The sequence below is a fragment of the Clostridia bacterium genome (assembly GCA_017438525.1).
Lineage (GTDB): Bacteria > Bacillota > Clostridia > Oscillospirales > RGIG8002 > RGIG8002.
Genome location: JAFRVI010000083.1, coordinates 1 through 25,441, shown reverse-complemented (window position 1 = coordinate 25,441; position 25,441 = coordinate 1). Strand labels below are relative to the sequence as shown.

Here is a 25,441-nt window from a genome sequence, read left to right as displayed (position 1 = left end):
CTTTATTCCCGCGGCGGCGCAGAAGCAGCCGAAGACGGCGAGCTCGGTGAGCACTATCGCCGCGCCGTAGGGGAGCTCCAGCGCGTAGGAGACGACGCTCCCGATAAAGAAGCTGCACACGCTCATTACCGCCGCCGTGACGGTGACGCCGCGGAACGTGCCGAAGACGCGCATCGCGGAGAGCGCGGGGATTATCAGCAGCGCGGAGATGAGCAGCGCGCCCATCAGCCGCATTCCGAGCACTACGGTGACCGCGGTGAGCACCGAGATCAGCGCGTTTATCAGCCCCGTCCGCGCGCCGGACGCCTTCGCGAAGGTCTCGTCGAAGGTGACGGCGAAGACGCGGTTATAGAGCAGTATGAACAAAACGATGACCGCGCAGGCGAGCGCGATGCTCGCAGGCAGGTCAGAGGATTTTATAAACAGCGCGCTGCTGCCGAAAAGGTAGTTGGAAAGCTCGCTGTTTGAGTTGCCCGAAAGATAGGAGATCACCACGCCCGCGGCGAGCGCGCCCGCGGAGATCAGCGCGATCGCGGCGTCGCCCTTGATGCGCTTGCTGTTCCCGAGCCGGAGCAGCAGGAACGCGGCGGCGACGGTGACGGGTATCGCGACCGCGAGCGGCGCGGCGTTCAGCGCAGCGGCGACGGCGAGCGCGCCGAAGCCGACGTGAGAGAGCCCGTCCCCGATCATCGAGAAACGCTTGAGCACGAGCGAAACTCCGAGCAGCGCGGCGCAGAGCGAAATGAGCGTGCCGACTATGACGGCGCGGGTCATGAATCCGAGCGAGAACATCTCGCGTACCGTGTCAATCATGATGATGCTCACCTCCAGAGAAGCGGCGGCAGTCGTCGCATTCGAGGTAGTCTCCGGTCGGGCCGAAGAAGTTATGGTTGTCGTGCAGGTGGAGCATATGCGTCGCCTTTTCGAGCGCTTCGCCGACGTCGTGGGTGACCATTATGACGGTGATGCCCTTATCGTGCAGGGCGTCTATGACGGAATAAAGCTCGCGTGTGACTATCGGATCGAGCCCTGCGGTCGGCTCGTCGAGCAGGAGCAGACGCTCCGTACCGCACAGCGCCCTCGCGAGCAGCACGCGCTGCTGCTGACCGCCCGAAAGCTCGCGGAAGCTGCGCCGCGCGAGGCCTTCGATGCCCATCAGCTTCATATTGTCCGCGCAGCGCGCCTTCTCGCGCTTCGTGTGAAACGGCAGGCGGCCGCGGCAGCCGGAGAGCACTACCTCGCGCACGCTTGCGGGGAAGTCGCTCTGCGCCTCCGTCCGCTGCGGGAGGTAGCCGATCTGCGTGGGCTTCAGCCCGTCACCGAACTCTATGCTCCCGCGCTGCGGCTTTTTCAGCCCGAGCAGCGCCTTGACGAGCGTCGATTTGCCGCTTCCGTTCTCGCCGACGACGCAGAGGAAGTCGCCTTCGCCGACGTGGAAGGTGAGGCCGGAGAGCACCTGCCGCCCCTCGTATTCAAAAGAAAGATCTTCGCATTTTATCAGCATGGCGTTTCTCCCGTTCAGTCGGAGTTTTTCAGCGTTTCGAGGTTCTCGCGCATGAAGTCGAGGTAGCCCCTGCCGGAGTCGAACTCCCTGCGCGTGACGCGGTGGCAGGAGTGGAGCAGGGCGGTTTCTCCGCCGACCTCGTCGGCTATGCTTTCTGCGGCTTTCGTGTCCGCGCCCTCGGCGTAATAGATGGTCCTGACGCCGTTCGCCTTCGCCTTTTCTATCAGCGTTTTTATCGTTTTCGCGCTCGGCTCGGTGTAGTCGGCGCAGCCGGGGAAGGCGGCGTAGTATTCCACGCCGTATTCGGCGGTGAAGTAGCGGAAGGGGAAGCGGTCGCCGAATATCAGCGGCTCCTTATGCTCCGCGAAGTACGCGGCGAAGCCATTGTCGAGCTTTTCGAGCTCGAGTTCGTAAGCGGAGCAGAGCGCGCGGTTGAAGCCGGGTACGATGTCGGAGGCCGCGTCCGCTATCGCCTCGCAGATGCGCCTCGCGTTGGCGGGGGAGGTCCAGATGTGCGGATCCCAGCCGTCGTCGGCCTCGCCCTCCATGCCCTCGACGAGCTGCTCCTTCAGCGGCGCGACGAAGTCGATGAGCTTCAGCGCGTTGACCTGCGCGTCGGCGGAGTCGAGAAGTTGCTGAAACGCGCCGTCCTCCTCGCCGCCTGTGTAGACGAAGAGCGCGCATTCGTTGACGAGCTTGACGTCCTTCGGCGTCGGCTCGTAGGAATGGCTGTCCGATCCGGGCGGCACGAGCAGGACTACGTTCACCGCGTCGCCGCAGACGTTCTTCGCGAAATCGTAATAGGGGAATATCGTCGCGACTACCGTCGGCTTGCCGTCGTCGATCTCCCTTTCGTTTACCGTTTTGCCGCAGGCGCAGAGCCCGAAGCAGAGCGCCGCCGCGAGCAGCAGCGCCGTCAGCCGGAGCGTTCCGCGCCGTCCGGCAGGCCGCGTGTTCTTTTTTTCGTTTCCTCGTTTCAAAGTATCACTTCCGAAAATGAAAACTATTTTCATTTTGTGATTTTATCACCGCTTTCCGCTTTTGTCAAGCGCAAACGGGGAGAAATAACGCGCCGCTATTGCATTTTTCGGAAAAAAGTGCTACAATAAACCGTCAGAATAAAAACGGAGAGAGGTAATTATTATGAGCGAAACAAAAAAGGCCGCTAAATCGTTCAAGTGGGACCGCATCATAACCGGAGTTCTCGCGATAATCATCGGAGTGCTCTTCATCGTTTTCAACAAGGAATCCGCTAACGTGCTCTGCGTCGTTTCCGGCATAATCCTGCTGCTTATCGGAGTCGTCGCCGCCGTATCGTCCTTTTCCGACGGCGCCATGCTCGGCAGGTATTCGCTGATGCTCGGCATCGCGCTCGCGCTTGCCGGCGCGCTCTGCATCCTTCGTCCGAGTATGATAATAGGCGTGCTCAGCGCGATCTTCGGCATAATAATCGCCGTTGACGGCGCGATAACCTTCATCGACGCTATCGACTGCGCCAGAGCGAAGATGAAGGAGTGGCGCATACTGATGCTCATCTCCGTCGTCTCCATAGCTCTCGGCGCGGTTATAATGTTCGTCGAGAGCACCGCGATAATGATACTCGCCGGCGTCTTCCTCATTATCGAAGGCATAATCGACATCGTGATAATCAGCTTGTTCGGCAAGAAGATCAGGAGAGCGAAGAAGATAATCGCCGAGGTCGTCAACGTCGAATCCGCCGAGGCCGAGCCCGTCCACGCCGAACCCGCGCAGGTCGCCGAGGCGAAGACCGAAGCCGAAGTCGACGACGTCATCAGCGACGTTCCGAAGGTGGAGGACTGACCACGCATAAACGTTGAAAGCGCCGCGGAGTCCGCGCGCCGTCCCATCCCGACGGAGGGGCAGGCGGAGAAGCGGACGCGGTGCCGGACGTATATTCACACGCCGCATCCCGCAGGGAGCGACAGTAAGGAGTAAGACTATGAACAAGCAATCCCAAAGAATCAAAAACCTCGTCCTGCTGGCGATACTCGCCGCACTCATCGTCGGCCTGCAGTTCATCGGCGGGATAAACATCGGCCCGGTATCGATAACGCTGACGCTCGTTCCGATAGTCGCCGGAGCGATAGTGCTCGGCCCCGCTTACGGAGCGGTGCTCGGCCTCATTTTCGGGCTGATCGTATCGATATTCTCGGTGACCGGACGCGATCCGGGCGGACAAATGGTATTCGCTTTCGCCCCCGTGCTCTCGTGGTTCTTCTGCCTTTTCAGAGGCGCCGTGACCGGATTCCTGCCCGCGGTGGTCTACCGCGCGCTCAAGGGCAAAAAAATCGCGCCGTATCTGGCGTCGATGGTCGCGCCCGTGGCGAACACGGGCATATTCATCATCGGTATGCTGCTCTTTTACCGCCCGCTGCTTGAAGAATGGGGCGGCGGACAGAACGCGATCGTCTTCGCCATCGTCGGACTCGCCGGAATAAACTTCCTGATAGAATTCGCCGTCGCGGTGATATTCGCGCCGGCGGTCGCGCTCGTCGTGAAAAACGTGGCGAAAGTATAATGACGCCGCGTCGGCAACGGAGGAACGTATGAAGCTTGTCGAAATGAACTGCCCGAGCTGCGGCGCGGACCTGAAGCTCGACGCGGACTGCGCCAAAGCCGTCTGCGAATACTGCGGCGCGTCCGTGCTCATCGACGGAGCGGAATACCGCGACGCCGAGCTCGAGGGCTACGCCTTCGAGAAGGGCAGACAGCGCGCGATGGCGGAATACGAGCCGCCGCGTAGGCGCATAACGTGGCTCTGGGTGATCGGCTGGATATTCATGTTCCCCGCGCCGATAACGATCCTCGTCACGCGCAGCAAGACGCTGAAGCAGTGGCAGAAGGCCGTTATAATCGCGCTCGCCTGGGGCGCCTATCTCGCGATAGGGCTTTTCGGAGGCAAGAAGGAGCCGGATAAAAACGCCGGAGCTCCGCGGGCTTCGGTATCCGCCGACGCCGACGCTTCCTCCGCGGACGCTTCCTCCGCGATCGAAACGCCTTAACGCGCGGAGCGTATTATGAATACTATATACGGGGCATGCCGCCGCACGCCCCGTAAAAAAAGAACCGCGGTTAGCGCAGACTAACCGCGCTGCAGGAAACGGAGGTATCGCATGAAAGAAACGCTTTTCGGACTGCTGATACCGTTTATAGGCACCGCCGCGGGCGCGGCGTGCGTATTCTTTATGAAAAAGGAGCTCGGCGCGGGCGTGCAGCGCGCGCTGACCGGCTTCGCCGGGGGAGTTATGACCGCCGCGTCGGTGTGGAGCTTGATCATTCCGGCGATAGAGCAGTCGGCGCACATGGGGCGCTGGTCGTTCGTTCCCGCGTTCGCGGGCTTCTGGCTGGGAGTCCTTTTCCTTTTGTTGCTCGACCGCGTGATACCGCATCTTCACAGAAACGCGAACCAGGCCGAAGGGCCTAAAAGCCGTCTGGCGAGAACGACTATGATGGTGCTCGCCGTGACGCTTCATAATATACCGGAGGGAATGGCGGTAGGCGTGGTCTGCGCGGGACTTCTGAACGGCTCAGGAGATATAACCGCCGGCGGAGCGATGGCGCTCGCGATCGGCATCGCGATACAGAACTTCCCGGAGGGCGCGATAATCTCGATGCCGCTCCACGCGGAGGGCAAGAGCAAGAGCAGGTCGTTCGTTTACGGCGTGCTTTCCGGCGTCGTCGAGCCGGTTTTCGGCGGGCTGACGGTGCTGCTCGCGGGGCTGATAGTGCCCGCGATGCCGTATCTGCTTTCCTTCGCGGCCGGAGCGATGATTTACGTCGTCGTAGAGGAGCTGATACCGGAGATGTCCGCGGGCGAGCACTCGAATATCGGCGTTGTGCTGTTTTCGGTCGGATTCACGGTAATGATGGCGCTCGACGTGGCGCTTGGATAGAGGTAAAATATGGGAGATCCAAAAAAGTTTTTCAACCAGACGAGAAAGCCGGAGGGACGCCTCGGCAGAAAAATGATAAAGCGCATGAACGCCGGCCACGACCTTATGGCGAAGTGGGGGATGTCCCGCGCCGAAGGGTACGCGCCGGAGAATATGCTTGAGATCGGCTGCGGCGGCGGCAAGCACGCCGCGGAGCTGATGGAGAAGTACCCGTCCGCGCATATGACCGCGGTCGACTATTCCGAGCTCAGCGTGAAGACCGCCGCGAAGCGCAACCGTAAGATGATAAAGGCGGGCAGATGCGCCGTCATGCAGGGCGACGTGTCGAAGCTGCAGTTTGCCGACGGCGAGTTCGATTTCGCCTCCGCGTTCGAGACGATATACTTCTGGCCGGGGCTGGAGAAATGCTTTGCCGAGGTCGCCCGCGTGCTGAAAAGCGGCGGCGTTTTCATGATCGTCAACGAGTCGGACGGCACCGACGAGAAGAGCTTGAGCTTCGAGAAGATAATCGACGGAATGAAAAACTACACCGCCCCGCAGATCGAAACCGCGCTGAAGGCGGCGGGCTTCGCGGAGGTCAAAAGCTTTCATCACGAAGCAGAGCCGTGGATAGCGGTTTTTGCAAAAAAGTAAGAAGCGCAGCTGAAAAGAGCCGGAGTGCCGGCTCTTTTCCCCGTTTGCGTGCGGTTTCGGCGAATCGGAGAGAAAGCGAAAAAATCTGTTGACATAGCCGAGGCGCTGTGTTATAATGTTCTGCGTTCGGAAAAAAGTGAATACGCGGGTGTAGTTCAATGGTAGAACACCAGCCTTCCAAGCTGGATACGTGGGTTCGATTCCCATCACCCGCTCCAATCAAGCAGAGCGCCCTTCAGGGCGCTCTGCTTGATTATATAGCGTTTGAAGGGAATCGAAACGGCGCTCCAAAGACGCGGCGCGAAGCGGCGGACGGCTTTGGGAGCAAAGCGCCGGGGGCGCTTTGCGCAAGCAAGAAGAGATTCCCATCGGAGCGCCGCCGGAAACGGCTGTTTTTTCTTTTTCATTGCATTTTTACACGATTGATGTTATCATTATAAAAACGGTTCCCGGAGGTGCGGCGCATGTGTATCGTTTCAGCGCTCTATAAAAAATTCGTCGTCACGCGTTACGACGGCGACGGCATAATCAAATACTACACCTACGAGGATTTTTCCGGGCTGCAGGCGGAGCCGATCACCTTTACAACGCCGCAGGGAATCGAACTGAAAGGCAACGTCTATTCCTATCCGGGCGCAGACGAAGGCGCGCTCGTCGTTTTCGCGCACGGCATCGGCGGCGGACACCGCTCATATCTGCGTGAGATCGAGCGTATCTGCCGCGCCGGATACCGCGTAGCCGGCTACGACAACTGCGGCTGCTTCGCCTCCGGCGGAAAGAACATCCGCGGGCTCACCGAGTCGCTGAACGACCTCGTCGCCTGCATCGCGTGGCTGCGCGGACAGGAGAAGTTCGCGAAGGCGAAGATATCCGTCATCGGCCACTCCTGGGGCGGATACGCGGCGGCGAACGTTCTGAACTACCGTAAGGACATTCACGCCGTCGTTCCGATCTCCGCGTTCGTTTCCGTCAAGGAGTTTTTGAATGCGTTTCTGACCGGAAAGATGCGGTTTATGCGCCGCGGAGTCTACCGTTTCGAGCGCAGGGCAAACCCCGATTTCGTCGATTCCAACGCCGTAGACGCCGTGAATGATACCGGCGCGAAGGTGCTTTTCGTACACTCCCGCGACGACGGAATGGTGTCGATAAGCGTCGGCCTCGACTACGTCCGCGACCGCGTGGATAACCCCAAAGTGCGCTTTCTCGAGCTGGACGGCAAAAAGCACAACCCGCATTACACCGCTGACGCCGTCGACTATATGAACTCCCGTTTCGGCGAATACAACCGCCTCGTCGCGGAGAAGAAGCTGAAAACTGACGACGAAAAGCGCGCCTTCTGCGCAGATTTCGACTATTGGCGAATGACCGAGCAGGACGATGAGGTGTGGAGCGCCATACTCGACTGCATCAAATGATTCCGAAAACGCTTTACATTAACTCTCTATTATGATAGAATAACCGTATGAACAAATCGTTTTTCAAAACCGAAAACAAGGGCGTCACGCTTGTCAAGAGCGGACTTCTTGAAGCCGAGCAGTCCGTGCGGCACTGTTTCACCACGCGGCTCGGAGGCGTCAGCAGCGGATATTGGGCTTCGACCAACCTCGGCTTCGGCAGGGGCGAGGACCGCGATACCGTGCTGCGCAATTTCGAGCTTGTCTGCGAGGCCGCGGGACTGAACTTTTCGCGCCTGACGCGCTCGTTCCAGAAACACGGGATAAACGTCACCGAGGTCACGGACGAAAACGTCGGGAGCGGCTTTTTCGAGCCGCCATTCGAGGCGACCGACGCGCTGATCACGCGGCTTGAGAATACCCCTCTCGTCGTGCATATCGCCGACTGTACGCCCGTGCTGCTCTACGACCGCGCAAATCGCGCCTGCGCCGCCATACACGCCGGATGGAGAGGAATGGCCGCCGGCGTCATAGAGGCCGCCGTAAACGCGATGGAGACATCCTACGGCACCGATCCCGCCGATGTCGTCGCTGCGGTCGGACCCTGCATCGGCCCGTGCTGCTTCGAGGTCGACGAGGACATCGCGGACGTCTTCCGCTCCGACTTCGGCGAGGGCGTGCTGATTCCGGCGAAGGACGGCAAAAAAACGCGCGTGGATCTGCCGAAATGCGCCGTCGAGGCGCTGACGGGCAGGGGAATTCCGGAGAAAAACATCGACGTTTCGGGCGACTGCACCCGCTGCGATGAAGCCGTGTATTACTCGCATCGCCGTATGGGCGAAAACAGGGGTACGCAGGCAGCGATAATCCAGATCTCCGGACGGTGAGGAACTGAAATGATAATCGAGTATTTCAAAATCAAGAGCTTCGGCAACGCGGAAAACGCGAGGGTGGAACCCGGCGACGTTTCCGCGCTCGTCGGCGAAGGCGGGCTGGGGCTTGCCGCACTGACCGCGTTCGAGCTTTTCATATTCTACGGTTCAAAGGAGTGCGCCGCGGAGGTCCAGCCGTATCTCGATTCGGCGAAGGGGCCCGTCGCGGGCGGTTACGCCGTCGTTTCAGACGGTGAACGCCGCTACGTCGTCGCCAGAGAATACCTCAACGGCGAGGAACGCCTGCTTGTTAAGGATGCCGATACCGATATCGAGATAAAGGTTCCCGGCAGCGCCGGCGAGTTCTTCTTCTCGCGCACCGCATCCGAGTTTATGCACGGCTCCGAGGGCGCTCCCGTGGATATCAGCGACATACTCAAAACGGCGCCGATACGCATCGATTCAACGCAAAAAGTGAAGGCGAACGAGATACTCGCGCTGCGCGAAAAGCTCGACGCGCTCGGCAAAAAGCAGATGCGGCTCAGCGCCGAAAGCATGGCCGCGCGCGGAGTCAACCCCTCCGAACGCCTCCGCAGGGCGCGCGAGGTGCAGAAGGAGCTGCTTGAAAACGAGGAGCGCATAAAGCGCCTCGGCGGTTCCGACGCCAAACCGGCGGCAATAAAAAAGAAATACTTCATCGCCGCGCTGGCCGTCGGTGCGGGAGTTTTCTTCCTCGGTCTGATGCTGTTTTTCCTTATGGGCAGCATCAATATGGAGAAAACGAAGGCGTTTTTCCTTTCGCTCGGATTGATGGGCGTCGGCTTTGCCGTGCTGCTCTGGATACTCCTTTTCAAGATAATCGAAAAAATCGTCATGAAGAACGTTCCGAATACTGAAGAAACGCTTATCGCAAGGCGCGCCGAGCTTTCCGAGAAGCTGGATATCCTGCTTGAGGGCTCCGATTTCGAGGAGCTCGAGAAGCAGGCGAAGCAGTCGGAGAGCGTTTCGACTACCAGATCCGGCGCCGAAATCGAGCGCGATCTGGAGCAGATCGGACGCGAAATGGAAGAGGTCAGAAAGCAGTTGAACGAGAAATTATCCTCGTGAGGTGAAGTATGGACGAAGAAAAAACGGTCGTTGATTCGGGAGGGGAGGGCAATCCCTCCGGAGCTTCGCCGCTGAAACGCGTTATCGCGCTCGGCGCGGTCGCCGTTCTGCTCGTGATAGGAGTCGCGGTGATACCGATGTTCCTCGCGGGCAAGCAGGCGGAGATAAACAAGGAGACGCAGGCGTCGAACGCTTCGTATTCCGCCGCCGCGGAGCTGAAGATCAAGGCGCCGTCGAAAGCGCTTACGGATACGGAGCTGCAAACTCTCACACCGGACAGCGAACTATTGAAAGACGTCGAGGTGAAATTTGACGTTCCGTATCAAAAAGACGCCGAACGCGCGGTGATCTTCTTCCCGGTGTCGGACGTTTCCGTCGAAGCAAGCGGCGGAAAGCTCGAAAAAACCGCCCTTTCAGAAGGAATTCTGATAGTGTGGACCGCCGAAGGAGCGAGCGGAGGAAAACTGAACGTCTCTGAAGGAGCGAAAAAATACGTTATTTCGCTCGAAAAAGGCGAGGACGACGTTTTCGAGGCGGTCGTTTCCGCCGAGTGAATTAATAAAGCGATAAAAAAAGCGGCCGTTTCCGGAAAAATGATCCGGTGACGGCCGCCTTCGCGTTTACCGGCGAAAAATGCCGGTTTCCAAGCGGGTGTAAGCGGCGAACCCTTTATTTATGCGGGTTTACAGGTTATATGAATGATATTTATATGAGCGTTATTCATATGAATAACGCTCATATACAGAGTTTTAAGGCGTTTTCGGGTTACAATCCGAGCCGAACGACTGCGGCGGCGACAAGCGAAACGGTGAAGTCCGCCGTCAGCGCGGCCGGTATCGCGTAAGAGGTCTTTTTCACTCCCGCGCCGCCGAAATAAACGGCGAGAGCGTAAAAGGTGGTTTCTCCGCCTCCGCAAACTATGCTTGCGATTCTTCCGGCTAATGAGTCCGGGCCGCATCCGGCGAGTATGTTTTCGAGCACCGCTACGGCGCCGCCTCCGGAAACGGGGCGGAGCAGCGTCAGGGGGAGGACCTCTGCCGGAAATCCGACCGCTTCCGTGACCGGCGAAATCAACCTCGCCAGCGCGTCGAGCGCGCCGGAGGAGGAAAGTATGTTGACCGCCGTTATCAGTCCGAGCATTGACGGCGCGATATGCGCTGCTATACGCAGTCCGTTTTTTGCCCCCTCCGTGAAAAGAGAGAAAGCGTCGAGTTTTTTTAAAAGTGCCGCGCAGACGGATACGCATATGAATACGGGGACGAGTGTCGCGCCTACGTAAGCCATACGCGCTTCCTTCCTTTCAGTCCGCGTCTTTCAGAAAGCCGTCTGAAAATCTCGGCGGCCGACAGTCCCGCGGCAAGCGCGGCGACCGAGCATACGAGCACGGCGGGAACGATGTCGAAGGGCGAAGCCGAGCCGTACTTTCCGCGCAGCGCGGCGACCGTCGTGGGTATCAGCTGCACTGACGCGGTGTTCAGCACGATGAAGCGTATCATCTCGGCGTCCGGTTCCGCGCCGCAGCGCTCCTTCATCTCCGCGACCGCCTTGAGTCCGAACGGCGTCGCCGCGCTGCCGACGCCTATCATATTCGCCGCCACGTTCATGGAGATCGCCTCGGCGCAGGCGTCGTTTTCGAACGAACGCGGAAACAGCCGCCGCAGAAGCGGACGCAGCAGCTTCGCCGCGCCCCTCGTTACTCCCGCGGCGGAGGCGATATTCATTATCCCGCTCCAGAAGGGAATTACCGCCGCGAGAAAAAGCAGCAGTTGAACGGCCTTTTCCGCCGAAGAGATCACCGAAGCGCCGAGCGCGTCGAGCCCGCCGGTGAAAGCGGAATAAACGAACGCGGCGAGTATCATTCCCGCCCAAACGAAAGAGAGCATACCATCACCCGTGCGATAATATGAGCGGCGGGATTGTCCGTATAACGAAAAAACGCGCAATTACGCGCAATATTAAAAAGAAAATATTGCAAAATCGCGTCGGATTTGTTATAATCGACTTACAAATAAAACTGCGAGGTGTCAAAAATGAAAAAATTCTTCAAGGAATTCAAGGAATTCGCGGTCAAGGGCAATATGATGGCCATGGCAGTCGGCATCATCATCGGCGGAGCTTTCACCGCCATCGTGACGAGTCTCGTCAACGACATCCTTATGCCTCTGATCACCGCTCTCACCGGCAAAGCGACCATCGAAGAGGTTTCTTTCACCGTCGGCGAGACCGAGATCTTCTACGGGAAATTCATCCAGGCGATCATCGTTTTCCTGATCACCGCGTTCGTTGTCTTCCTGCTCGTCAAGGGCATCGCTAAGATGACCGAAAGGAAAAAGAAGGAAGAGGAAGCCGCTCCCGAAGAGCCCGCCGGCCCGACCAGCGAGGAGCTTCTCATCGAGATCAGAGACCTTTTGAAAGAGAAAAAATAAATCTTCATTTCAACAGAATTGAAACAAAAGCATAAGCGTGTGTCGGCGCGTCGGAATTCCGGCGCGCCGATTGCGTTTTTTCGCCGTGACGGCGGGAGTAAAGACGTCAATGAACGATAACGACAACTTGAGAATCGAAAAAACCGGATCGCCGGTCCCGCGCATACTGCGCGTAATATGCCTCGCGCTGTGCGTGGTTTTGTTCGTTGCGGTCTTTACGCTTCCGTCCGGTAACGGAAGCGGCGGCGTTGCTCCGCAGCCGGATAAAAAGATACCGTCTTCCGCGGTCGCCGCGGCATACAAGGAGAAGCAGAAGGCGCTTAACATGCAGGGGTCCGTCGCGCTGATCGTGCCGACGGACGAGCCCGTTTACGCCGGCAAGCTGAAAAAGCAGCTGAAAAAATACGGCCTTACAGTCGACGTTTACACCTGGGAAAAGGCGGAGAAAAACCCCGTCGCGTTTTCGCCGGAAAAGTACAAGGCGGTCATATACACCGAGGCGTCGGGCATACCGGAAGGACTCATCGGTCCGGTGGGGCATTACCTTCGCCGCAGGGGCGGGCTGATATGCGTCGGCGGTCCGGCGTTTTCGGATATCTACTCAAAGAGCGGCTCCGGCTACGTGAAAACGCGGCTGATGACCGCGACGAACGACGCTAACCAGAATAATCAGTTCTCGCCGGAGCTGCTCGTCGACTGTCTCTCACCGGCGTACCAGACTTATCCGATAACCAACGCCGTAAAGGTCGTTTCGCGAGACCTGCAGGGCATACTGCCGGAGGCGGATTACGGACTGCCCTCCGATATGTTCTCGCCGTCGCCGCGCACCTACGGCACCGGCATACTCAAATACAGAAACCGCCGTTTCGTGCCGCTTATCGAAGCGCTCGACGCGAAGGGCGAGACCGCGGGCTATCCCGCTTATATGCTGCTCTCGACGGGAGTTGAGGAGCAGGTAAACTACACGCCGGGAATGTGGGCGAGTTTCAACACCAACGACACGGACTTCCTCGGCAGCGACGAGGTCGTCGGCGCGATCGCCTGCGTGGCGGCTTACTTCAACGTCCGCACCTTGTTATACGGCGGCGGCGCGGGCGAATACACCTATTTCCCCGGCGACGAATGGCAGATCGGAGCGGAGGTCATAAGCGACGGGATGCTCTTTGACGGCGCCGATATAAACGCAGAAAGGCCTTACGGCATCGACTGCACGGTCAACGTGACCGTCGCGTCGGGCGGCGCGAGCGTCTTTGAGAAGGAGTTCCGGAATTACGAATTCGAGCGCGTCGCGGATACCCAACTCGGCACTTATACGCTCTTCCAAACGGGCTGGACGCCGTCCGGCGCGGGGAACTACCGCGTCACCGCGGAGCTGCGCTCCGGAGGGGTCGTGATCGATCGGCTTTCGCACGACGTCGCGATCTACTCCGCGAAGCCGGAGAGCGAGCGGAAATACGTGACCGCCGTCGGCAAGGATCTCTACCTTGACGGCGAGGTCTGGAAATGCTACGGCGTCAACTATATGCCGTCGACCGGCATCTCGCTGGTGGGCGACGATTATGAAAAATGGGTGTCGCCGTCCGCGTTCGATATCGACGTCGTATCGAAGGACCTGCGCAGGATAAGGGATATCGGCTTCAACGCCGTTTCCGTTTTCGCTTACGACGTCGCGATAGGCGACAACACGCTGCTGACGCTGCTGCGCCTGTGCGAAGAGAACGGCCTGAAGGTATTCTTCTCGTTCAGGGAATTCGCCAACCCCGTCTATTTCAACGGCGGCAACGAACAGCTTATACGCGATATGATAACCTCGTGCCGCCTCGCCGAGAGCGACGCGCTCGTCGGCTACGACGTTTCGTGGGAAACGATGCCCGGCGGCTACGAGCCGAGCTGGTGCAACGCGATGGGCATGATGTCCTTCGACGACGTCTGGACTAAGTGGGTGCGCGATAACTACGGCAGTCTTGAAGCCGCGGAAGCCGCGTGGGAATGGAGCCCCGGGCGCACCGCCGGAGGCGGCATGAAGGGCGTCGACATCGCCTACGTCGCCGACCGCCACGTCACGCAGGCGTCGAAGGCGCTGCTCGCTTACCGCCGCTGGCTTGACGACTGGTGCGCGGATATCTACGGCAAGGTCGCGGATACCATCAGGGACGCCGACCCCTACCACCTCGTCAGCGCGAGGAACGGAATGTACACCGGCTGGCCGAACGGCCGCTTCCGCGACGTCGGCTGGGAATACGGCGCGCTCGCTTCCGCGCTCGACGTTATGGGGCCGGAGGGCTACGGCTACTATTTCAGATGGGAGGACGACTTCGAGGCCGCCGTCTATTCCGTCGCGTATTCGCGCTACTCCTGCGACAAGCCGCTTATCTGGTTCGAGTTCGGCAAGAGCGCGTGGACCGGTTCCAACTACGACAACGAACGCGGGCTTGCCGCGCAGGCGGACTACATAGCGAACATAAACAGGGCGCTCACCGAGAGTCAGTCCAACGGCGTCTTCTACTGGTGGTACGCCGGCGGCTTCCGGCTGAACGAGGCGAGCGACTACGGCATAATCAACCCTGACGGCTCCGACAGGCCTGCGACCGTACTTATCCGCGGCTACGCGGAGGAGTTCAAAAACGGCGGCAAAGTGAAGAAACCCGAGGTCGTCTCGGAGGCGGGCAGGGACGAATACACCTACGGCGTCGTAGGTATGTACTTCGAGCATCAGTCGGAGTTCAAGCAGGCGCTTGAATCCGGCAAATCGTTCGGCATAAAGAGCCGCGCGGACGGCATGACGTCGCTCGACGCGGAGCTTTCCAGAGTCGGCGACCTCGACGCCGGTCCGCTGCGCTTCCTGAACGCGACGATACGCAGGGCGTACTACCGCGTAGAGGGCGGCGAATGGACCGAGCTGAATGACGGCGAAGTCATCACCGCGGAGCGCGGCGGCAGGATAGAGCTGAAAGTGACCGTCGTCAACACCGGCAGGGCGAAGTGGATATGCCGCGCGAACGCGGGCGCTTCCGCGGGAGCGGTATGCGTCAACGCGGACGGCGTGAGCTTCGATATCCCGTCGGACGCGGCGCGCCACGATATAATCACCGTCGGCGGTATCTACGTGACGGCGGATAAGTTCAAGACGGTCGCGCTGGAAATGGCCGCCGAGGGCAGAGCGCACTTCGGCGAAAGGATAAGATTCAACGTCAAGACGGTCTGACGGAGGTGAGCGTATGAAGGATATCTGCATTATCGGCGGAGGTGCGTCCGGAACGGCGGCGGCAATCGCGGCCGCGAGGAGCGGCGCGTCCGTCGTCATAGCCGAGGGCAACGCGAGAGTGGGCAAAAAGCTGCTTACAACCGGCAACGGCAGATGCAACCTCACGCACGTTTCGCCGTCCGCGGATGCGTACCGCGGCGACGCGGAGTTTATCGCCGACGTGCTCGGCGAGCTCGGCGCGACGGGCGCGTTCACCTTTTTCAAGAGCTTGGGGCTTCTGCTCCACAGCGACGGCGAGGGCAGGGTATACCCCTACTCCAACAGCGCGAACACCGTGCTCGACGCGCTTCGCCGCGAGCTCGACCGCCTCGGCGTCGAGACCGTCTGCGGCTTCAGGGTCAAAAAGCGTGACCGGACGCGACGGGGATTTTTCCGTCCGTTCGGACGGCGATAAAACGATAAAAGCGAAAAAGATAATCTTCGCCGCCGGAGGCAAGGCGGCTCCGTCTAGCGGAAGCGACGGCAGCGGCTTCGCGCTGCTCGGTACGCTCGGAATAAAATCAACGGAAACGCGCCCCGCGCTGACGGGTCTGAAATGCGGCGGCACGGCGCGCTTCAAGGGTATTCGCGCGAAGGCGCGTGTCACGCTGCTGCGCGGAGGCGAGGAGATCTCCTCCGCCGCCGGCGAGGTGCAGTTCGGCGACGCGGGCCTTTCGGGGATATGCGTCTTCGACGTCTCGCGCTTCGCGCAAAAGGGCGACGAAGCGAAGGTCGACCTGCTGCCGGACTATACTCCTGAGCTTGCGGCTCAGGTGCTCGCGGAGCTTGACGGCGGCAGGGGATTGCCCGCTGCGGAGCTGCTCTGCGGCGTCTTCAACCGCCGCCTCGCGGAGTACGCCGCCGCGAACGCGCAGGGAAGCGGCTTCGCCGCGCTCGCGGAATCCGCGAAGTCGCTGCGCTTCACAGTCGAAGGCGTGATGCCGTTCGCGAACGCGCAGGTGACCGCGGGCGGAGTTCCCGCGTCCGAAGTCGGGCGCGATCTGCAGTCCGTGCGCGCGCCGGGCGTTTATATCGCGGGCGAGCTTCTCGACGTCGACGGGATCTGCGGCGGCTACAATCTCCACTGGGCGTGGTGCAGCGGCATCCGCGCCGGCGAAAGCGCCGCGTCCGCGCTGAAACGGCTATGAACACTTATATATTGAGAGAAATCAAGCTGCTCCCGGGCAGCGGAGATAAGGAACTGAGAGCGGCGTCGGCGTCGCGGCTCGGTGTGAGCGAAAGCGAGATCGCCGGAGTCGAGACCGTGCGCCGTTCAGTCGACGCGCGCAAAAAAGAGGATATACGCGTGGTTTACTCCGCGGCGGTCACGCTTGCGAAAAAGCTGAAAAACGCGGAGCTTTACGAGCGCCCGCGTTACGAGCTGCCGACGGAAAGCCGCCTTTCGCGCCGTCCGCTCGTCGTCGGAGCCGGCCCCGCCGGACTCATGGCGGCGTATACGCTCGCTCACGCGGGGGCGCGCCCGATACTTATCGAGCGCGGCCTGCCCGTCGGGGAGCGCGCGAAGAAGGCGGAGACCTTCTTCTCCTCCGGAGAGCTGGATACGGAGTGCAACGTGCAGTTCGGCGAAGGCGGAGCGGGCGCGTTTTCGGACGGCAAGCTGACCACGGGCATTAAAAACGAACGTATCGGCAAGGTGCTTGAAATATTCGTCGAAAACGGCGCTCCCGCCGAGATCGCCTACGAGGCGAAGCCGCACGTCGGCACCGACCGCCTGCCCGCGATGGTCGCCTCCATCCGCCGCCGCATAATCGAAATGGGCGGCGAGGTGATCTTCTCCGCGAAGCTGACCGACCTCGATATTTCCGGCGGCGCGGTGAAAGGCGCGAAGTGCCTCGTCTCCGGCCGCGAAGAATACTTTGAAACCGACCGCGTGATACTCGCCGTCGGGCATTCCGCGAGGGACGTTTTCGAGATGCTTTTCGCCAGGGGCGTCGCCATGAAGGCGAAGCCGTTCTCCGTCGGCGTCCGCGCGGAGCATCTGCAGAGCGAAATCAACAAGGCTATGTACGGCGCTCAGTGGGATAACCCGTACCTCGGCGCCGCCGACTACAAGCTCGCGGCGCACCTGCCGGACGGCAGGGGAGTCTACACTTTCTGCATGTGCCCCGGCGGCTCCGTCGTCGCCGCGGCGAGCGAGGAGGGAGGCGTCGTGACCAACGGCATGAGCGCCTACGCCCGCGACGGGGCGAACGCGAACAGCGCCCTGCTCGTCGGCGTCGACGAACGCGACTGCGGCGAAGGAGCGCTTGCGGGAGTGCGCTTTCAGCGCGAGCTGGAGCGGCGCGCGTTCGCGGCGGGAGGAGGCGGCTACCGCGCCCCCGCGTTCCGTATGGACGAGCTGCTTTCGGGCGCCGCGTTCGGCGGCTTCGGCAGCGTCGCGCCGACCTACCGCCCCGGCGTTTCGCACTGTCCGCCGGAGGAGTTTCTGCCGCGCTTCGTTTACGCTTCGATAGCGGAGGGTGTCAAACGCTTCGCCGCTAAAATAAAGGGCTTCGACTGTCCGGACGCCGTGCTGACCGGCACGGAAACGCGGTCGTCCTCGCCCGTGCGCGTCCTGCGCGGAGAGAATATGCAGTCGCTGAACGTCGCCGGGCTTTACCCCTGCGGCGAAGGCGCGGGCTACGCCGGAGGCATTATGTCCTCGGCAGTCGACGGCATCGCCGTCGCGGAAAGGGTGCTGGAGGGCTGATATGGAATACGTCGCTACCTGCCTTTTCGGCGTCGAGCGGATGCTCGCCGACGAGATAGACGCGCTCGGATACAAAAGAACGGACACCTCCGACGGCAGAATAACCTTCGAGGGCGACGCCGCCGCGATCGCGCGCTGCAACCTCTGGCTGCGCACGGCGGAGCGGCTTTACGCGAAGCTCGGCGCGTTCGAAGCCGATACCTTCGACGCGCTCTTCGAGGGCGTGAAGGCGCTGCCGTGGGAGGAGTGGCTCGACCGCGACGCCTGCTTCCCCGTCACGGGGCATTCGCTGAAAAGCGCGCTCTTCAGCGTGCCGGACTGCCAGGCGATAATCAAAAAAGCGATCGTCGAGCGGCTCAGGAGCAAATACGGCATAAGCTGGTTCGGAGAGACCGGTGCGAAATACCGCGTCGAGTTCTTCATCTTTCACGATAAGGTAACTCTTATGATAGACACGAGCGGCACGCCGCTGCACAAGCGCGGCTACCGCCTCGCCTCGAACGACGCGCCCCTGCGCGAAACCCTCGCCGCCGCGCTCGTCAAGCTCTCCCGCCCGCGCGAGGGAGTGCTGTTTCACGACCCCTTCTGCGGCTCCGGCACGATCCCGATAGAAGCGGCGCTGATAATGACCAACACCGCGCCCGGGCTGCAGAGAAGCTTCGCCGCCGAGGAGTTCGCCTCCGTCGACGGGCGGCTTTTCGAGCGGGCGAGGGAGGAGGCGGAGGCCGCGAAGACCGCCGCCGGCGGCTTCGAGGCGTGGGCTTCCGATATAGACCCGAAGTTCGTTTCCATTACGAAGGGGAATATCCGCCGCGCGGGAGTCGGCTCGCACGTCAAAGCGTTCGTCGCGGACGCGCTCGATATCTCGTCCGGCGGCAGACGCGGAACGGTCGTCTGCAACCCGCCCTACGGCGAGCGGCTTTCCGACCGCCGCGCCTGCGAGGAGCTTTACGCCGCGATGGGCCGCGCCTTCGCGAAGCTCGGTCCGTGGCAGATATACGTGCTTTCCTCCCACGAGGATTTCGAGAGCTTTTACGGGCGCAAGGCCGACAAGGTGCGCAAGCTCTACAACGGAATGATAAAGTGCAACTACTATCAGTTTTTCCGCGCTCCGAAAGCGGATTAAGACCGCGCGAAAGCGCCTGAACCCCCGTGAGTTCAGGCGCTTATTTCGTTTCGGCGGCGGGCACAATATTTTTTATATAAATCAGCAATTTTTTGTTGATTTTTATTTTTTATTGTGCTAAAATGTGCATTAGGAATATTGTGAGATTTCATCAATATCCCGTTTTGCGAAGGAAATTTTTAATAGGAGGAAAATTATGAAGAAACTCATGTCAACCATTATTGCCGTCTGTATGCTTATCGGCATATTCAGCGGCGCCGTGCTGTTCAGCAGTTCGGCCGAAGCTTACGAAACCGTAAAGCTCGTCGGCTTCAGCAACTGGACGCAGGCGCAGCTCGATACGAGCAGCGGCAACAACGGCTATGCGAACGGCTGCGGCAGCGCCCTTTACGTTGAGACGAACGCCGCCTACTGCGTCGGCGGCACGACTCAGGCGATAAAGGCCGTCCACGGCGGCGGCACCGCTTACAACAACTGCATAGTCAACTGGAAATACCAGACCGGCGGTCCCTGCACCGACGGCAGCGTATGGGCGACCGCCGACGGCGAGAGCGTCAGCGCTTCGGATTACGAAGGCATCCGTATCGCCGTGCTCAACAGCAAGGGCGAACCCGCTCAGTTCACCAGAGCCATTCTCAGACTCACATACGGTTGGAACTATTCCAGCTCTATGCGCTATTGGGACGGCGCCCCCGTCTCCGATGACGACGGCTGGCTCTACTTCCCCTTCTCCGAGTTCCAGAGCAACGGCGGCGGGGGAACGGATATCTACGATTACTTCGACAATTTGGCCAAGGGCATCTCGATGCTGAACTACGGTTCGGCCGATGAGAACACCTGCTACTACTCCGGCGTTGAGCTTTACAGGACCGCAGGTCAAGTCCAGAAGGGCTCTCTCCAAGCCGCAGTAGCTAAGCTCAAGGGATACGACGCCACGACCTATGCCTCTCAGATTGCCGATGCGGAAGCTGTAATAAACGATGACAGCGCCACTCAGACGCAGGTCGACGGACAGCTTCTCATAATCAACAGCTGCATCGACGAGTACATCAGCAACCTCTATACCGATTACGCTTACGTTCAGCTCACCGGCGTTCAGGACTGGACCGCCGATGACCTCGCGAGTCTGACCAAGTACGGCTCCACGTACGCGATTTCCGACAAAGGCCTTAAGGGCAAAGCGACGCAGTCTGTCGAGATGACGGTTAAAGATAACTTTGTTCGCTTCTGCCTCGCGAGCAAGACGAGCAGCGGCTTCCTTGCGAAGAACCCCTTCCGCTTTATGGATACTTCCAAGGGCTACAAGCTCTCCGACTTCGACGGCATCGCCATCGCGTTCAACGACGCGGACGGCAAGCCCCTCGAGCTGAGCCAGTTCCAGGTCCGCCTTATGCGCGGCCAGGACGACTGGAACAACTACTGGAGCTATGAGGGCAACTACTACGATACTCCTCTCGTTTATCACGACGGCTACTATCACCTGTATTTCAAGGATTACACCAATCTTGCCGGCGATGCGATAAACGAAATCTCCGTCATCTCCGCGCTGTTCTACAAGGTGCTGCAGGCCGGAGACAAGGCCTACTTCTCCGACATCTGCGCCTTCTCGACGGACGGTCTTGAAGAGCCCGAAGTCGACACCCACGACATCAACAAGGTCAAGGCCGACCTCGACGACCTGCTCAACGAAGCCAGCGCTCTCGGATTCTTCGATTCCAACTACAAGAATTATGACGACATAACCCTCGCGGACACCATGTATACCGACCCTGACAGCAACTACGACAAGCTCCTCATCCAGAGCAGGATCGTCAGAATGCTCATCCTCGAGGAGACCGCCGACGATGACCTTTACGCTGCTTTCGCGCAGTGCGTCAACGCCTGGGAATACAACTACACCGCCGCGAGCTTTGCGAACCTGCTCAAGGCGATCGACGACGCCTGGGCGATCTATGACACCGACGCCGCCGGCGCCATCGCGCTCCTCAACGCCGCTTACGACGCGCTCGTTCCGGTAGAGACCAAGTCGACCACCGCAAACTTCTTCGACGGCTGGACCGATACCAAAGTCAACGACGTCGTTAACGCGAACAGCGTCAAGCTTTGCGATTCGATCAGCAACGGTCTGAACAAAAAAGCCGACGGTTATAATCCGGGCGACTTCTCCAACAACACCGCGTTTGAAGCGAATGACAACCTCTCCCTGACCGCGCTCGCCGATTTCAGCGGCAAGGCGATGGGCTGGAAGAATATGGACCGCAGCAAGACCCTGCAGCCCGATAACAACGGCGCGTTCCCGCCCATAAACGCTGAGGGTCTCTCTCAGGCGGACGGCATCCGTTTCAAGCTCGAAGCCAACGGCAGCGTGGACAGGATACTCATAGGTCTTTCCAACTGCCGCGATATGGTCAGAGAAGACTATGCGCTGCTCATCAGACCCGAATTCGTTGCGGCCGACGGCTACATCAACGTCCCGTTCAGCTACTTCGAGAAGGCCTGGTGGTGCTCCGATAAGTTCGCTAAGGCCGATCTCGATCAGGTCATCGTCTTCATCATCGAGTGCTACGGCGTCGAGGAAGACACTACCGTGACGGTCTCCGACCTGCGCGGATATAAGAAGCTCAGCAAGGCCTCCGCCGATCAGATCGCGAAGGTCCATGACGCCGCCGATAAACTCGAGGCGTTCGACGTTGCCGGCAGATACGCTCAGCTTATCGCCGACGCCAAAGCGCTCGGCGCCGACAGCTACGAAGCTCAGTGCGCCGAAGCTTACGACGCGATCTTCGCGCTCCTCAAGGACTACGGCGTTCCCGAGGCCGCGATCGTCGACGTTCCCGGTTTCAGCATTTACAGCCAGGAAGAGCTTGATAAGATGGACAGTCTCGACGGGCTTAGCTATTTGACAAAAACCGACAGAGGCGCCATTTATTACCTGCCTTCGGGCGGAGATTACGCTTTCGGCAACGGCATTTACGTTCCCGGTACGGGATTTGAAGACAGCCACGCGAAAGACCCGTTGTTCGGCAAACTCCTCCCGATAAACGGCAAGAACTTCATCAGTATGCTCGGCGGATACAAGCTCACCGACATAATGGCATTCCGTTATAAAATTGAGAATGCGACCACCAATAAAGGCAGTGGTGTTTATTACAGGAATGATGTTGGTCTCTGGGATGGTCTTGCGACCGGCAGACACTATTGCGCAACTCCCGACGCTGACGGATATTTCACGTATTATATGTCTGAGATTCCCGTCAGAGCCGAAGGTGAGTGGTATCAAAACGGATTCACTCTTGAGAAAATCAGAGAAGAGACTATTTTCGCTTGCTTCGAGTTCTTTGAGCAGCGCGGCAAGGAGATCTACAACTGGCAGGTAATCCTTTACGAAGGAATTGACCGCAGCACGCTCAAGGAAGCGCTTGAGAGATTCAAGGGCCTCGACGTCGCCGGCTACGACGACGCGCTTGATGCCTATTACAACAAGAACGCTACCGAGGCCGAGCTCAATGCCGCCGCCGAAGCGCTCATCAACTCCGCCAAGCCGAAGGCCCCCGCGACCCCCGAGCTCAGCAAGGTCACCTATAACAGCGTCACGCTGATACCGGGCGCGAAGAACATCGAGTTCAGATGCGGCGACGGTGAATGGACCTCCTCCAACACCTTCGAGAATCTGGCTCCCGATACCGAATACAGCTTCTACGCGAGGATCCGCGAGATCGGAGCGCTCCCGGCGTCCGATCCCTCCGAGGCGCTGGTCGTCAGAACGCTGAAGGCGCCCATCAAGGGCGAAGTCGGCATCGAAGGCGAAGCCGTTTACGGCAAGACTCTTACCGCTGTCACCGACGGTATTCCCGAAGGCGCGGGCGAACTGACCTACACCTGGTCGAGATCCAACGCGCTCGAGGCCGTTGAAATCGGCACCGGCGTGACTTACGTCATCGGCAAGGACGACATCGGTTACAACCTGAGCGTCGCCGTCACCGCCGCCAACCTCGACGGCAGCATCGTCAGCGAAAACACCGCCGAAGTCATCAAGGCGACTCCGGAGCTCATCACCGCTCCCGCTCCCGCTACCGTGATCATCGGCGAGAAGCTCGGCACCGCCGCTCTTACCGGCGCCGAAGTCAGCACCGAAGGCACGTGGGCATGGGTCGAACCCGACGTCATTCCCGATCTGTCCCAGTCCGGCAGCGTGTTCGCGGCGGTCTTCACTCCCGCGGATCCCGACTGCTACCTCGAGCTCTACGCCGACGTTATCGTGAACATCTCCAGCAATACCGAAGAGACCACGATCACCGACGACGCGAGCGGACTTTCCGTCACCGGCGAGTTCCTCATCGGCTCCGACCCGGAGATGACCGTTGCGGATATCACTCCGGCTCAGACGGCCTACATCGCGCTGCTCCGCGCGGCGAGAAACAGCGAGAGTGCCAACAACCTCATCCTCTTCAAGAGCGTTTCCTTTGACAAGCAGAGCTTCGCCGGCAAGCTGACCCTCAGCGCTCAGCTCTCCGCGAGCAAGGCCGGTCAGGAATACACCGTCTGGTACTTCGCCGACGGTGAGGTTCAGAACGCGGTCGCGACAGTCGATGCTAACGGCGTCATCACCGTTGAGAGTTTCATCGTCGACATCGCGTAAATCAGGAAATCCGTTTTCCCCGGGACTCCGGGGAAAACGATCAATCTCTCCTTCACGGGGCAGCACAAAGCTGCCCCGTGTTTTTTGTGCGGCAGGGAAAAGCGCGAGCCGCCGCTCTGTCATCCTGAGGGCGAAGCCCGAAGGATCTCCGTCTCCTTCTGTCATCCTGAGCGAAGCGAAGGATCTCAAATGAGAATCCTCGCTTTGCTCGGAATATCAGACTGCGACCCGAGATTCTTCGCCCTTCGGGCTCAGAATGACAGAATCCGGCAGCCGTCGGCAAGCGGAAGGGGGTTCCCCGCCGGCTGCGCCTCTCCGGAATGACAGAACGTATGGCATTTGGTTTATCCGTCAATTATTTTTCAAAATTTCCTCAAATATTTATTGATTTTTGTCCGAATATGTGCTAAAATCTGCAATAGGAGTATTGTCAGATACAATATTCGGAAAATTTTAATTTTTAGGAGGAGAATCATGAAGAAAATACTCAGTTCATTGCTTGCTTTTGCGATGATGCTGGCTATGTTCAGCGGCGTTGTGATATTCAACGCGTCCGCTGACGGTGAGGAAGTGCAGATGCACATCCCGTTCATCAACCAGTATACGCTCGAGCAGGCGCAGAAAATGGGCAAAACGAACGGTTGGGCAGGCAGCGGTAACTATGTCAATTCGTCCAACTACTCTTTTGCCAAGGACGATCAGGGCAGAACGGTCATCACCCTGACTACGCCCGAAGGTCTTAGCCCGGAGTGGCATGTCTGCAACGGCTACCTTTCCACCGGCACGAACGCCACACCCTACGTCAAGGATACGCTCATCGACGGCATCAACATTTTCGGTGACGCCGAGCTTTCCAACAAGACGAAGATCGCCTTCAAATTCGACGGTGACGACAATTTCAAGAGCAGCTTCAACGGTGCTAACCTTATGTTCAACAGCGGCACCGAGAGAGTGTGTCTTTCCCTCCAGGGTCCGGTCAAGTCGAACGGCTATCTGATTTATGATTTCTCAAAGATCAAGCCGAACAGTTATGATGAGAGCGGTATCACGACAATGGCGGACGCGTTTGACGGACGCATCAGCTCGCTCAACTTCGCGCTGATTTTCAAAACCACCAACACCACCGTCACCTTCTGGATAGACGACGTTTATCTTGTCGGCGCCGCCGACACGGTCGACCTCCACAGGGCGATCAGAGAAGGCAAGGCCGCCGGTCTGACCGGCAGCGTCATCACCAACGCGGAGAACGTCTATAAAGACACCGCCTCCACCCAGGAGCAGATCGACGCGGCCGCCGCCGCGATCGACGCCGCGCTCGATGAGATCAAGTACGGGTACCAGAAGGCGAAGCAAGACCTTGACGCGCTGCTTACTACCGCGAGCGATCTCGGTTTCTTCGATTCCGGCTATGAGCATTATCAGGTAGTCTCCGACGCTGATATGGCTTATTCCGATCCCGCCTCCACGCTTGACGTTCTGCGCTACTACATCGGAGTTGTCAGGATGCTGGTCGCCGGGGAGCTCGTAGAAAACAACGATCTTTACGATGCGCTGGCGCGCTGCTCCAACGTCTGGCGGTATAACTACACCGATAAGAGCTACAAAGATCTCCTTGCCGCTATCGACGAGGCGTGGGCGATTATCGAAAGCGACGCCGCCGGCGCAATAGCGATCCTCGACGCCGCTTATGACGCGCTTGAGGCGCTTCCCACCAAGTCGACCACCGCCGACTTCTTTGACGGCTGGACCACGGCTCAGGTCAACGACGTAGTGTCTGCGAATCCGACAAAGATTGATGACTACATCCTCGGAGGCAACTGCGACTTTTCCGATGATACCGCGTTTGAGGCAGACGGCAACTTCTCCATGACG

At 59.3% G+C, this 25,441-nt stretch carries 22 protein-coding genes and 1 tRNA gene; 18 read left to right on the top strand and 5 right to left on the bottom strand.

All coding sequences use genetic code 11. From position 1 onward, the window contains the following. From IJL83_07930 to IJL83_07920, 3 genes are all read right to left on the bottom strand, one after another. On the bottom strand, positions 1–813 hold an 813-nt coding region (locus IJL83_07930; GenBank protein MBQ6553524.1), incomplete at its 3' end, for a metal ABC transporter permease. Next, complete coding sequence (locus IJL83_07925; protein ID MBQ6553523.1) at positions 806–1,504, bottom strand: metal ABC transporter ATP-binding protein; 699 nt, start codon at positions 1,502–1,504, stop codon at positions 806–808. The genes IJL83_07925 and IJL83_07930, both read right to left, overlap by 8 nt. A gap of 14 nt (positions 1,505–1,518) precedes the next feature. Beyond that, positions 1,519–2,484: a zinc ABC transporter substrate-binding protein gene (locus tag IJL83_07920; protein MBQ6553522.1), complete on the bottom strand. Its 966-nt coding sequence runs from the start codon at positions 2,482–2,484 to the stop codon at positions 1,519–1,521. A 163-nt stretch (positions 2,485–2,647) separates the two neighbouring features. Between IJL83_07920 and IJL83_07915 the strand changes: the two genes are divergently transcribed. The 10 genes from IJL83_07915 to IJL83_07870 all read left to right on the top strand — a co-directional run bounded on the left by IJL83_07915 (position 2,648) and on the right by IJL83_07870 (position 9,978). Continuing rightward, positions 2,648–3,325 carry a DUF308 domain-containing protein gene (locus tag IJL83_07915; GenBank protein ID MBQ6553521.1) on the top strand — a complete coding sequence of 226 codons (678 nt, stop codon included), beginning with the start codon at positions 2,648–2,650 and terminating at the stop codon, positions 3,323–3,325. Between the two features lie 139 nt (positions 3,326–3,464). Continuing rightward, entirely contained in the window at positions 3,465–4,043 is a 579-nt protein-coding gene (locus tag IJL83_07910) for an ECF transporter S component (protein MBQ6553520.1), read from the top strand. A 28-nt stretch (positions 4,044–4,071) separates the two neighbouring features. Beyond that, on the top strand, positions 4,072–4,527 hold the full coding sequence (locus IJL83_07905; protein MBQ6553519.1) for a hypothetical protein: 456 nt from the start codon (positions 4,072–4,074) through the stop codon (positions 4,525–4,527). Between the two features lie 111 nt (positions 4,528–4,638). Next, the gene (locus tag IJL83_07900) at positions 4,639–5,418 is read left to right on the top strand and encodes a ZIP family metal transporter (GenBank protein MBQ6553518.1); all 780 of its coding nucleotides are present in this window, start codon (positions 4,639–4,641) and stop codon (positions 5,416–5,418) included. Positions 5,419–5,427: 9 nt separating this feature from the next. Further along, complete coding sequence (locus IJL83_07895) at positions 5,428–6,051, top strand: class I SAM-dependent methyltransferase (protein MBQ6553517.1); 624 nt, start codon at positions 5,428–5,430, stop codon at positions 6,049–6,051. Positions 6,052–6,195: 144 nt separating this feature from the next. After that, positions 6,196–6,269 (top strand) — tRNA-Gly (locus IJL83_07890). Between the two features lie 246 nt (positions 6,270–6,515). Next, entirely contained in the window at positions 6,516–7,466 is a 951-nt protein-coding gene (locus tag IJL83_07885; GenBank protein ID MBQ6553516.1) for an alpha/beta fold hydrolase, read from the top strand. Between the two features lie 47 nt (positions 7,467–7,513). Then, positions 7,514–8,332, top strand: a complete 819-nt coding sequence (gene pgeF, locus IJL83_07880) for a peptidoglycan editing factor PgeF (GenBank protein MBQ6553515.1) — start codon at positions 7,514–7,516, stop codon at positions 8,330–8,332. A gap of 9 nt (positions 8,333–8,341) precedes the next feature. Next, a complete protein-coding gene (locus IJL83_07875) occupies positions 8,342–9,424 on the top strand; it encodes a hypothetical protein (GenBank protein MBQ6553514.1) in 1,083 nt (360 codons plus the stop codon). An 8-nt stretch (positions 9,425–9,432) separates the two neighbouring features. Next, a complete protein-coding gene (locus tag IJL83_07870) occupies positions 9,433–9,978 on the top strand; it encodes a hypothetical protein (GenBank protein ID MBQ6553513.1) in 546 nt (181 codons plus the stop codon). Positions 9,979–10,189: 211 nt separating this feature from the next. Here the strand turns inward: IJL83_07870 and IJL83_07865 are convergent, their stop codons facing one another. Both IJL83_07865 and IJL83_07860 read right to left on the bottom strand, forming a co-directional pair. Beyond that, a complete protein-coding gene (locus IJL83_07865; GenBank protein MBQ6553512.1) occupies positions 10,190–10,708 on the bottom strand; it encodes a spore maturation protein in 519 nt (172 codons plus the stop codon). Further along, positions 10,696–11,307 (bottom strand): spore maturation protein A, encoded by a 612-nt coding sequence (locus IJL83_07860; GenBank protein MBQ6553511.1) that lies wholly within the window; start codon positions 11,305–11,307, stop codon positions 10,696–10,698. Before IJL83_07860 ends, IJL83_07865 begins: the two co-directional genes overlap by 13 nt. Before the next feature lie 147 nt (positions 11,308–11,454). On the opposite strand from IJL83_07860, the gene mscL reads away from it, so the two are divergent. From mscL to IJL83_07820, 8 genes are all read left to right on the top strand, one after another. Next, positions 11,455–11,850, top strand: coding sequence for a large conductance mechanosensitive channel protein MscL (gene mscL / locus IJL83_07855; GenBank protein MBQ6553510.1), 396 nt, complete (start codon positions 11,455–11,457; stop codon positions 11,848–11,850). Positions 11,851–11,959: 109 nt separating this feature from the next. Continuing rightward, positions 11,960–15,055 (top strand): hypothetical protein, encoded by a 3,096-nt coding sequence (locus IJL83_07850; GenBank protein MBQ6553509.1) that lies wholly within the window; start codon positions 11,960–11,962, stop codon positions 15,053–15,055. 13 nt (positions 15,056–15,068) lie between these two features. Next, entirely contained in the window at positions 15,069–15,509 is a 441-nt protein-coding gene (locus IJL83_07845; GenBank protein MBQ6553508.1) for an NAD(P)/FAD-dependent oxidoreductase, read from the top strand. Then, a complete protein-coding gene (locus tag IJL83_07840; GenBank protein ID MBQ6553507.1) occupies positions 15,463–16,242 on the top strand; it encodes an NAD(P)/FAD-dependent oxidoreductase in 780 nt (259 codons plus the stop codon). The genes IJL83_07845 and IJL83_07840 overlap by 47 nt, the downstream gene beginning before the upstream one ends. Continuing rightward, positions 16,239–17,804, top strand: a complete 1,566-nt coding sequence (locus IJL83_07835) for an FAD-binding protein (protein MBQ6553506.1) — start codon at positions 16,239–16,241, stop codon at positions 17,802–17,804. Before IJL83_07840 ends, IJL83_07835 begins: the two co-directional genes overlap by 4 nt. Before the next feature lies 1 nt (position 17,805). Further along, entirely contained in the window at positions 17,806–18,930 is a 1,125-nt protein-coding gene (locus IJL83_07830) for a class I SAM-dependent RNA methyltransferase (protein MBQ6553505.1), read from the top strand. Between the two features lie 196 nt (positions 18,931–19,126). Continuing rightward, complete coding sequence (locus tag IJL83_07825; protein MBQ6553504.1) at positions 19,127–23,569, top strand: fibronectin type III domain-containing protein; 4,443 nt, start codon at positions 19,127–19,129, stop codon at positions 23,567–23,569. Between the two features lie 474 nt (positions 23,570–24,043). Further along, a partial coding sequence (locus IJL83_07820; GenBank protein ID MBQ6553503.1) for a hypothetical protein occupies positions 24,044–25,441 on the top strand: 1,398 nt, incomplete at its 3' end.